General features: G+C 68.2%; 10 protein-coding genes. 1 reads left to right on the forward strand and 9 read right to left on the reverse strand.

Translation table 11 applies throughout. The features are described from left to right. The 9 genes from AAG827_RS21155 to AAG827_RS21195 form a co-directional block, all read right to left on the reverse strand. The coding region (locus tag AAG827_RS21155; protein ID WP_341928190.1) for a TadE/TadG family type IV pilus assembly protein at positions 1 to 237 on the reverse strand (237 nt) is incomplete at its 3' end. Next, a complete protein-coding gene (locus tag AAG827_RS21160; protein WP_257429276.1) occupies positions 234 to 629 on the reverse strand; it encodes a TadE family protein in 396 nt (131 codons plus the stop codon). The genes AAG827_RS21155 and AAG827_RS21160, both read right to left, overlap by 4 nt. Positions 630 to 635: 6 nt before the next feature. Further along, positions 636 to 839, reverse strand: a complete 204-nt coding sequence (locus AAG827_RS21165; RefSeq protein WP_341928191.1) for a hypothetical protein — start codon at positions 837 to 839, stop codon at positions 636 to 638. 74 nt (positions 840 to 913) lie between these two features. Further along, on the reverse strand, positions 914 to 1,828 hold the full coding sequence (locus AAG827_RS21170) for a type II secretion system F family protein (protein ID WP_341928192.1): 915 nt from the start codon (positions 1,826 to 1,828) through the stop codon (positions 914 to 916). After that, positions 1,825 to 2,757: a type II secretion system F family protein gene (locus AAG827_RS21175; protein ID WP_341928193.1), complete on the reverse strand. Its 933-nt coding sequence runs from the start codon at positions 2,755 to 2,757 to the stop codon at positions 1,825 to 1,827. Before AAG827_RS21175 ends, AAG827_RS21170 begins: the two co-directional genes overlap by 4 nt. Next, on the reverse strand, positions 2,754 to 4,433 hold the full coding sequence (locus tag AAG827_RS21180) for a CpaF/VirB11 family protein (RefSeq protein WP_341928194.1): 1,680 nt from the start codon (positions 4,431 to 4,433) through the stop codon (positions 2,754 to 2,756). The genes AAG827_RS21175 and AAG827_RS21180 overlap by 4 nt, the downstream gene beginning before the upstream one ends. Further along, the gene (locus AAG827_RS21185; protein WP_341928195.1) at positions 4,430 to 5,269 is read right to left on the reverse strand and encodes a hypothetical protein; all 840 of its coding nucleotides are present in this window, start codon (positions 5,267 to 5,269) and stop codon (positions 4,430 to 4,432) included. Before AAG827_RS21185 ends, AAG827_RS21180 begins: the two co-directional genes overlap by 4 nt. 3 nt (positions 5,270 to 5,272) lie before the next feature. Continuing rightward, positions 5,273 to 5,842 (reverse strand): SAF domain-containing protein, encoded by a 570-nt coding sequence (locus AAG827_RS21190; RefSeq protein WP_341928196.1) that lies wholly within the window; start codon positions 5,840 to 5,842, stop codon positions 5,273 to 5,275. Between the two features lie 2,000 nt (positions 5,843 to 7,842). Then, positions 7,843 to 8,265, reverse strand: a complete 423-nt coding sequence (locus tag AAG827_RS21195; protein WP_341928197.1) for a flagellar basal body-associated FliL family protein — start codon at positions 8,263 to 8,265, stop codon at positions 7,843 to 7,845. Positions 8,266 to 8,593: 328 nt separating this feature from the next. Here AAG827_RS21195 and AAG827_RS21200 point away from each other — a divergent pair. After that, positions 8,594 to 10,070, forward strand: a 1,477-nt coding sequence (locus AAG827_RS21200; protein ID WP_341928198.1) for a cytochrome c biogenesis protein ResB, incomplete at its 3' end; no start/stop codon positions are given.

Below are 10,070 nucleotides of genomic sequence, written 5' to 3' on the forward strand. Positions count from 1 at the left end.
CGCGGACTTGCCGGAGGTGATGGCCTCGCTCTGAGTTCGCTCGATGGAGGCCGCTCGTGCCGCCTCGTAGGCGGCTGCGTCCACGGACTGCTTGGCGATCTCCACGCGGCCGCCGAGGATGATCATCGCCACGAACAGGCCGAAGGCCGGGACACCGATCGCGGCCTCGATGGCCACCGACCCGCGCTCGTCCCGGCGCCGGCGGCGTGCGCTGGTCCGCCTCGCCTGCCTGGTCACTCGGTGAGCCTCTCGACCGGGACGCTGGCGCTCTGGGTGACGGTCACGTGCCAGCCGGGGATGACGCTCATGGACTTGCCCGTCACGGTGATCGTGGCCGTGGTCGTGGTCCGTGATCCGGAGACGGTCGTGGAGGTCATCACGTCGGATCCGCCGGCGTCCTGGAGGAACGTGTTCGCCGTGGCCACACCGGCGTCGCGGGTGCCGGTCTCGCTGCCTGCCTCACGGGCGCCCTCCTGCGCGGCCGCGAGCGCTACCTGCTTCGCGTGGTAGTACAGGGCGCCCTGAAGGCCGAGGAACATCAGCAGGAAGAGCGCAGGCATCAGGAAGACCATCTGGATGGTCACCGACCCGCGCTCGTCCCGGCTGCGGCGATGGAGGCTGGCGAACATGGCGGCCTACTTGATCTTGGCGGACTCGCTGGTCACGAAGAACTTGATGGCCGCTACGACGATGCCGACGATGACGATCACCGCGCCCGCCCAGATGACCTGCTCGATCGTGACGGAGCCGCGCTCGTCGCGCTGTTTGGTGACGCGGTCCTCGAGGGAGGCGAGCGTGGTCAGCGCCGCCAGCTGGAGGTCGATGGAGAGCTTCAACATCGGTGTTCTTCCTTCCTGGTTGTTCGGTTTGCGGTCTGGGTGACCCGGTTTCTTTGGGGTCGGTGTTAGGTCGGTCAGGTGGTGAAGCGGAGCATCGAGGGGGCGACGAGCATCGCCATGAAGACGACGCCGAGCAGGCTGGCGGGGATGTACATGCGCTCAGACGTGGAGTTGGCCTTGCCGACCTCGGCGCTGAGCATCGCCGAGCGGAGTGCGGCGGCGCGGGCTCGGAGGTTGTTGTAGATCTGAGCGCCGTCCTGGCCGGCTTGCTGCATGATGTCGGCGAGGTCGTCGAGCTCGGGGACGCCGAGCTCGTCGGCCAGACCGTGCAGGGAGTCCCACGGTGCGCGGGTCATGTAGCGGGAGCGGCGCAGCTCGCTCTCGATCCGCTTGAACACCCAGGTGTCGCCCACCTCGGCCGCGGAGCGCAGCGCCTGCTGGCCACTGGATCCGTCGCGTACGCCGGTGGCGACCATGTCGATGTAGGCGCCCAGCGCTCGGCTGAACTCGATGCGGGCCTTCTTGGCGTCGTCGGCGGCGTTGTGATTGGGCATGAACCAGAACAGCGCGGCCATGGCCAGCGACCCGAGGGTGGGGATCGCGAACGGTAGCGGGAGCCCGATCAGACTGAAGAACCCAGCCAGCAGCGGCGGCATGATCAGCCCGAGCATCGCCCAGACGACCTTCTCGCCGTAGAACCGGGTCTCACTGATCTGCAGGAGCGCCAGGTCCTTGCGGGGCGTGTGTGCCCAGGCACCGCCGGGCAGGTTCTTCAACGCCCACAGGCCGATCCGATCGACCGCCGATCCGGTGTCGGTGCCGGCGTCGTCGAGGCCGTGGGCGCTACGGCGGGGCACGACGTGGTCGGGCGAGAGACGGTCTAGGGCGTCGACCAGATCAGGGTCCGACGGCGCGAGGCGCCACACGAGCAGGGCGAGGGCCAGCCCGAGGAGGGCGCCGCTTGCGAGGGCGATCTGCAGGCCGGTCATGCGAGCGCTCCTTCCTTCTCGCCCGGTGCCGTGCGCAGGGCGGCGCGGTGCGCATTGCGGGCCTGGAGGTCGAGGAACCGCGGGAGCGGCTTGGCGACCGCCATCCGGCGCATCCACAGCAAGGTCGCCACGTAGGCCGAGAGCAGGACGGCGAGGATGACCTGGCCGAGCGGGGACCCGTAGGGCTCGATGTAGTCGCCGGTGAACGCGAGCATGCCGAGCACACCGAGGGTGATCACGGTGACGGTGCGGGCGGTGGTGCGGGGCTTGGCCTGGTCGGCGGCGATCTGGCGGCGAGCGCGCACATCGGAGGCGACGGTCTCGGCGAGGGCGTCCAGCGCCTTCGACAGTCCGGCCTGGCCGCGGCCGCTGGCGGCCAAGATCAGCTGGCTGGCCACGACATCGCCGGTGGAGTCGTTGAGGTCCTCGGCGAAGGCGCGCAGCACGTCCTCGGTGCTGGCGGAGTTATTCCACAGCCGGGAGACCATCAGCCCGACCTCGCGTTCGATCGGCGCCGGCGCGGACTGCAGGGACCTGATGAGCGCCGAGCGCAGGGACTGGCCGGCGGTCAGCTTGCCTGAGAGGGACCGCGTCCACTCCTCGAGCGACTCGAGCATCTCGATGCTCGCGGCCGCCGGCGGGGGCGTGAGCAGCAGCGGGATACCGATGATCCCGGCCGGGACGAGCACGATCGCGATCACCCAGCCGGTCACCAGCGCGACCAGCAGGCCGGCCACGGCACCGCCGACCATCAGCATCCGGGTGCGGCGGTCAAGCCGGACGAACCAGTTCCCCAGCCGTCCGAACGGGGTGACGCTCCGGGCGGGCCGCTGCGGCTTGGGCGGTGCCGGGATCATTGAGTAGACCATCCCGATCAGTCCGATGATGATAAAGGCGCCGAAGACGGCGGGCAGGAACACGGTGCTCATGAGGTGGCCACCCCCGGGTTGCCCAGGGACTCGGCCTTGTACGCCTCGAGGTCGAGCCCATGCCTCGCCAGCTCCTGGGCGAGGAAGTTGTCGAGCTTGCCTGTCGCGACAGCCTGGCCGAGCTGGTTAGGGGCGAAGATCGGGGTGGTGGCGTATCCCCTTGCGGCGTCGATGCTGGGCTGGACGACCAGGACCTCCTCGACCCAGCGCTGCTTGCGGAAGGTGCCGTCGGGATTAGCGACGACATCCGAGCGCAGGTACATCACGATGTCGATCGCGGCGGCGAGCTTGCTGATCGCCAGATCGCGGGTTACCTGGGGGCCCTTCTCCATGGCGCAGGAGACGAGCTTCTCGATGGTGTGCTCGGCGCTGCGGGCGTGGGTGGTGCTGATCGAGCCCGGGCCGGACTCCATGGCCTTGAGCATGTTCCAGACCTCGGGGCCGCGGACCTCGCCGACGATCTGGCGGGCGAGGCTGAACCGGAAGGAGTGGTGGATGGCCTCCTCGAGGCTGAACTCACCGGCCTGGCGTCCGTCGATGCCGACCTCGCCGGATCCCGGGCGGTGCTCCCACGCGTGGACGATCTTGTGCCGGTCGACCAGCTCGTGCAGGTGCAGCTCGAACTCGGTCTCGAAGGTGCCGATCATCTCCCAAGGCGGGATGCACGAAGCCAGGGCGCGGACCCACGTGGTCTTGCCAGAGCCTTGGATCCCGGACACGACGATGCTTTTGCCGGCGCGCACGCAGGCGGCGACGAAGTCGGCCAGGACCGGGCTACACGCCTTGCGGTCGTAGACCATCTCGTCCATCGACACCTCGCGCATGCCGTGGCGCCGGATCACCACCGAGGTGCATGCCATCACCCAGGAGCCGGCCGCGAGCCGCGCTCCCCCGGGCAGCCGGAGGTCCAGGTGCGGACGGGCCTCGGTGAAGGGCCGGTTCTGCCGTGCGCCGAGGTCGGAGAGGAACTCGCGCAGCTCGTCCTCGGAGTCGGCGATCGGGGCGGCCTCCACAAGGGTGCCGTCGACCAGCTCCAGCCACACCGAGCAGACCGGGCCGCGGGCGATGACGATGATGTTCTCGACGTCCTCGCGCTCGACCAGCGGCTGCAGGCGGCCGAGTCCGAACAGGGCGGCGTGGAGGGCGGACTTGAGTGCCTTCTCCTGGTCCTTCGTCCACGGGGGCCGGCCGGTGGAGACCAGCGTCTCGGCCTCGGACTTGATGAGCTCCTCGATGACGTCAAGGCCCATCTGCTCGCGGTCCTCTTCGGTGACCCGGCCACCTTCCTTGTCGAGTCGGGCGGTCAGGCGCGAGGAGATCTCGGCGCGGTACTGCGCGACCAGCTCCCAGTCCAGCTCGACTTCGCCATCCGTGCCGTGGATGTTGTGGTGCTCCTCTGCGGGCACCACCAGTGGGCGCAGGCTGAATTCCGAGCGGGCGCGGCCGGGCGGCTGCCCCTCGCTGTCGCTGGTCCAAGCGGAGGCGAAGATCGGCAGCGAGGTCGGGTCGTGGTCCTCGACGACCGGCGGCTGGGGCGGCGGGGTGCCCTTGATGCTGCGGCCGCGGGCGAACGGGGAGGTCTGCTCGCGGTTCGCGGCGTGGCGGGCCTCGAGCCACTCGTCGGCGCGCAGCGGGTCACGGCCGTCGGTCTCCGGGTGGTGTCCGTTGGTGCTCATGCGTGGCCTCCGTTCGTGGGAGCGAGGGCTGCCTGGTTGGCGCCGAGGATGGACTGGATGACCGCGGTGCTGCCCCGGTAGCCGCGCAGCAGTCCGGAGGACTCGAACTTGCGAGGCTTGCGAGCGCCGTGGGAGTAGACCTCGGCCACCTCGGGCCCCCAGTCCACAGAGGCGACCACGGGGATCTGCAGGGCCTTGGCGATGTGGCGTGCGGTGTAGGGCCTCACTCGGGCGCCGGTGGGAAGCGAGGGCCAGCGGCGCTCCTCGTCGACGAGAAGGCACCCGAGACGAGAGAGCCCACCGACCGCGGCGAACTGTGCCCGCAGGGTCTTGGCCCAACTTGTGGCACCGGCCAGTGCCGGCAGCGAACTGCGGGTGACGAGCAGGGTCAGGTCGGAGGCAGCGATCAGCGGCTGTGGCCAGCCGGCGAGGCCGAGTCGTCCGGCGTCGACGATGACGTCCTGGCCGTTGCGGTCGAGGGCGCGCAGTTGCTCGGTGAGCGGTTCCCACAGGGGCAGCAGGCTGGGGGCCTGCTCATGGGCCCGGATGCCGGGTAGGAACCAAGCAGACCGCTCGGCCGGCGACTCGGGGTCCAACAGCAGCGTCTCCCGGGGCAGTGCGTCCGCCAGCGTTCCCTCGCGCAAGGAGAGAGCGAGGTTGATCAGGCCACCGGTCGGCTCCTGGGCGCCCTTGAAGTAGCCGGCCAAGACCGAGGAGGATCCGGTCGGGTCTGCGTCGACCAGGAGTACGGGACGCGGCCAGTTGAGCGTTAGCCCGAGCGCCGTGGTGGACACGCCGGGCGAACCGCTCGCGGAGGCAAGGACGATCACCGCCATGCCTCAGCGCTCCCGGGCGTCCAGGACGAGTGCGACCCGTCCGGTGGCAGCCCGGGCAGCCAGTTCGGCCGCCTCGCTTTCGGGCACCGCGACGTCGACGACGGTCTCCCCCGTCTCCTCGACCCGGTTAACACCAACGACGGTGGCCTCGATCGTTACCGGCTCCCTGTCGGTGACCTCGCCCTGATCTCCGGGCGTGGTGACGATCCGCACGACGTCGCCGCCGTAGAGCGGCTCCGACGGCATCTGGGCGGGAGTAAGGCTGATGCCCACCAGGGACTCCCCCTCCCCCGGCACCAGGTTGTCGGTGACTGCCTGCGCGCTGAGCAGGGTGCCAGCCCACAGGTCGACGGCGGCGCGGCTGCCCTCGAGCTCGGCCTTCTGGCCGCCAGGGACCGGGGTCAACACCGGGTCCACCCTGACCTGCACAACGACGAGGTCGCCGGCCTCGATGGTCTCGCCGCGTTTGACGTCGTTATTAACGACGAGTACCTCTTGGGTGTCGTTGACCGAGGTGAACGCGAACGCGGTCCCCAGGCCGCCGGCAGCCACAAGAGCCGCGCAGAATGCCAAGACCCATGGTCGGCGGCGTCGTCGTAACTGCGCGGCGGCTGATGAGTATGGCTGCGCTGAGCCGCCTTCCTGCAGTCGTGAAACGGCGATCGGCGTCCGTGCCTCATTCAATGACATAAATCCCGTGTCCTCTCGTCTTGTTCACCTAAGTGCCAAGATAGGCGCGGGCGATCACACGAAACCCGATCCGACCGAAAGCAAAAGTGCTTCGCGTCGATGAGCTGGTAAGACACATGTGCTGTTGCGGAAAATGTCATAACCCGAGACCGCTACGGAGAGACCGCGGCTCTCTTCCCCGATGAAGTGAGCGACTTCGCGCGTCCAGCAACGACGGTCATCCGTCCACCGCCGCCTTGGCCTCCACCACGATTGTGCGGCTTGTCAGGCAAATCGTCCAGCATCACCAAACACCCCTGATTAGAATCCAGGCGCCTGACCAATCGCTGAATGTCTACGCATGGCCCAACAGCGGACTTAGTAGAGTTGAGCGCTCCTGCTGACGCGGGTTCTGCAGCGGCACGAAGCCGGCGGCCCAGGAGGCGGCGGCCGGCGACGAGGTCGCCACTGCAGCGGCATCGCTTCGGGATTAAGATTGCGAAGGCCCGCGCAGTCATAGGGGCTGCATACCGGTGACTGAAGGCGCGGCGGACTGCAATGCCCAATGCCTCGCCAAGCAAGCCCGGCGATCTTGGCGCTGATCGTCCGGGCATTCGGCAGCTCAATTGGGTTCTGTAGGGGTCCAGACAGCGCGGCGGGTAGGTGCGCAGACCCTCGAGTCACGCACCGCGAGGAACTATGGGGGGTCGTTCGCACAATCCAGACTGCGCGGGCGCCGATTCTCGACCACTTGGTCAGCGCGACGACGCGGACCATTCCACGTCTATCGCTGCCGGCGTTCCGGCTCGTCGCAGCCCAGGCCAAGTCGCGGCGATGACACGTACTTCTAGCGCCGCCGATCCACTCCTGACCGTCCTTCGCAGCTGCGACGAACGGCAGTCGTCTTCGGCCGCGGCCCCAGCCCTGGTCAGACCACCGACTCCAGGGAGAGGCAATGCGACCTCCCTCGCAGCTGACGGTGAGCGCGTCGGGCAAGACACGACCTGACGCGGCAAGATAGGCGGCATGAGCGCTGCAGACCAGGGGGGCATCCAGACCAGCCATTGGGACGACGTCTTTTCCTCACGCGACCTTCACACGGTCTCTTGGTTCGAGGAGACCCCTGCCCATTCCGTTGAGCGGCTTCGCGGGCAGCCCGGCTCGGTGATCGACATCGGCGCTGGCGCGTCTCGGCTTCCTGACGCGCTCCTCGCCGACGGCCGCGACGACATCACAGCGCTCGACATTTCCCATGAGGCCCTCGCGGCAACCCGCGGGCGGCTCGGGCCGTCGGAGCAGCGGGTTACCTACATCGTCAGCGACGTCCTTCAGTGGGAGCCGTCGCGCACCTACGACGCCTGGCACGACCGCGCAGTCCTTCACTTCCTCACCGATCCGGTCGACCAAGCGTCATACGTACAACGTGCGGAGCACGCCCTCTCCCTGGTGGCCTCCTCGTCCTTGCGACCTTCGGGCCCGACGGACCCACGTCCTGCTCAGGCCTCCCGACCGCCCAGCACTCGGCCGACGACCTTGCAAACCTCTTCGCGCCAGCCTTCAGCCTCACCCACGCCGAAACACGGCTGCACCGCACCCCAGGGGGCGCCGACCAGCAATTCACCTGGGTCACGATGCGACGCGCCTGATCGGGCCGCCCTCGCGCTGCAGACGCAGAACCAAAAAGCACGTAGGACTCCCGACAAGACCACGACAACGCACCCCTGCTTCCAGCACCCCCCGAACTTCACGCTTGCGAGAGACGTCTCGTGACGATGCGGCGTGGAGGCAGCCGTGACCCGCTCGGTACATGTCGAGTGATGAGGACGACCTTGATGACGACCCCAGAGTGCCCCTCACAGATTCGTGGAAGGGGCACTTCCTCGGTCGCAAGCACCGAAGTTTCGTTACTGGGTGACGAACTCTGCGAAGTAGATCCCCAGCACCTCATCGGGGTACAGCTCCGCAACCCGTGCACCGAGCTCCGCCTTGAGCTCAGCCCGCCTCGCCTTGTCCAGCATCTGCGCGACGGGCCGACCTGAGTAGAGCTCGATCGTGGCATCCAGGGCCTTGCTGCCGTCGACCTCCTCAGAGACCTCAGTGGAGAGTTGGAGCACCACCGCGACCCGGAGGTAGTGCCCCTGTGCCAGGTTGACCTGGATTGACTCGAGCACCAGCGCCTCGCCTGGCTCTGGAGGCAGCTCGGAAGTCGGGCGCAGGACGAACCAGTACGCAGCCGCGGCAACCACGACGGCCAGCACGATGCCGCTCAGCAGCTTCTTCTTCCTTCCGGATCCTCTCGGCTCATCACCGCCTTGAACTTTTGTCATGTCAGTCCCTGTCGTCTCAGCCACCTCGCGTGCCCGGAGGTCCTTCCTATCGCCGCCACCGCGGCGAACCTGAGGAGTCAACTAGGTCAAGTAGTAGTTGCAGGTCCGAGAACATCTACTACTACCGCTAGTAGTAGATTGTCCGGAGCAGCGCCGATGAACGTGGCTCCGAACCTCCCGTGACGGGTCCGTTCGTCGGCGCTGCGCCAGAGCACTACGACCCGGAGGCCATGTCGTGACGACCCAGGTCATCAGACCTCCTGCTACACCTACGACCCCCAGGACGCCCCAGGGGTGGGGGCGTTGGCTGTGGCGCAACCTCACCTCGATGCGCACCGCGGTCGTCCTGCTGGCGTTGCTCGCGGTCGCAGCAATCCCTGGGTCGCTGCTTCCCCAGCGCAACGTCGCGAGCAACCCAGCGACCGTGGATCGGTTCTTCCTCGAGCACCCCACGCTCGCGCCGTGGCTCGACCGACTCGACCTTTTCGACGTCTACGCGTCGTCTTGGTTCGCCGCCATCTACCTATTGCTCTTGGTCTCCATGACGGGATGCGTCCTCCCCCGATGTGCGGCTCTGTGGCGTTCGGTCCGAGCCGAACCCGCTCGTGCACCTCGTCACCTGGACCGCGAGGAGTGGCACGCCTCCTGGACCACGCCAGTCCCCGCCGCCGAGGTCCTGGCGAAAGCCGAGACCACCCTGCGCAGGCGCCGTCACCGCATCACCTCGGACCAGGACCAGGTGCGGGCCGAGCGTGGTTACGTCCGCGAGGTCGGCAACCTGATGTTCCACCTCTCGCTCTTGGTCCTGCTGCTGGGCGTGGGTGTGGGACGCCTCCTGGGGTTCGAGGGACGTGTCGCGCTGGTCGAGGGCACGACGTTCACCAACGTGGTCTCGCAGTACGACGCGTTCACCCCCGCGGTCTGGACCGACATCGAGAACCTGGAGGACGTCGCGATCACCCTGGACTCCTTCGACGCGGAGTACGCACTGGTCGGTCCCAAGCGTGGCGAGCCCCGCGACTTCGACGCGCGGGTCACCTACGTCGCCGGGGCGGACGAGCCTCGCACGGTGTCGGTGCGTCCCAACGAGCCGCTCGACGTCGACGAGACCAAGTTCTTCCTGACCGGCCACGGCTACGCCCCGAGCGTGACAGTCAAGGACAGCACTGGCAGCACGGTCTTCGAGGGACCCACGATCTTCCTGCCGACCGACGGCTCCTTCGCCTCCGACGGCGTCATCAAGGCCCCAGACGCCCAGCCACAGGGCCTCGCGTTCGAGGGGGTCTTCCTGCCTACCGCCGTCGCAGGGCCGCAAGGCGGCGCTTACTCGGGCTTCCCCGACACGCTCAACCCGCAACTGAGCCTCAGCGCCTACTCCGGCGACCTCGGGCTGGACGACGGGGCACCGGAGTCGGTCTTCCTCCTCGACACCGACTCCCTCACGCCCTACCGCGCCACCTCGGGCGCACCGCTGACCCAGACCATGCGCGTCGGGGACACCATGCGGCTTCCGGACGGCGGCAGCCTGACCTTCGACGGCGTCGCGCAGTTCGCCAACTTCCAGGTCGCCTATGACCCCGGCAAGGAGATCTCACTGCTGGCCGGCCTCATGCTCCTGATCGGCCTGACCATCTCGCTGACCGTCGGACGCCGCCAACTCTGGGTGCGCGTCGCCTCACGCGAGGGCCAGACCACCGTCTCCGTCGCCGCGCGCTCACTGACCCGCCGCTCAGCAGACCCTCGCGACCTGCGCGCAGTGCTCACGGCGCTGGATGCGCCGCCCGACGCTCACCCACCCCTCCAGG

The organism is Nocardioides psychrotolerans, assembly GCF_943371775.1.
Taxonomy (GTDB): domain Bacteria; phylum Actinomycetota; class Actinomycetes; order Propionibacteriales; family Nocardioidaceae; genus Nocardioides; species Nocardioides psychrotolerans_A.